Origin of the sequence: Pseudomonas sp. BJa5 (genome assembly GCF_030272875.2) — a bacterium.
Classification (GTDB): Bacteria; Pseudomonadota; Gammaproteobacteria; order Pseudomonadales; family Pseudomonadaceae; genus Aquipseudomonas.
The window spans coordinates 1-247 of record NZ_JALRNG020000188.1 but is presented as its reverse complement, the minus strand read 5'-3'; the positions used below and the strand labels follow the sequence as shown (position 1 = coordinate 247).

Below are 247 nucleotides of genomic sequence, written 5' to 3'. Positions count from 1 at the left end.
CTACAGGGGCGTCGCCAAGCGGTAAGGCAGCAGGTTTTGCTCCTGCCATGCGTTGGTTCGAATCCAGCCGCCCCTGCCCTTTTCCTGTCTATATCCCATGTTGATTCAACTGCTTGCCGGTGATCGGTGGGAGCGGGGGTTGCCCCCCCATTATTGCCCCCCCCCCACGCGGGGGCACCCCCCACCCCCCCCCCACAGCCCAAATAATAAAACCGCCGAAAAAGGCCCCCCGCCCCCCAAACGAAAG

The 247-nt window shown here is 63.2% G+C and carries 1 tRNA gene; it reads left to right on the top strand.

From position 1 onward, the window contains the following. Nucleotides 1–4: 4 nt before the first annotated feature. Nucleotides 5–76 (top strand) — tRNA-Gln (locus M2D63_RS25965). Nucleotides 77–247 lie beyond the last annotated feature (171 nt).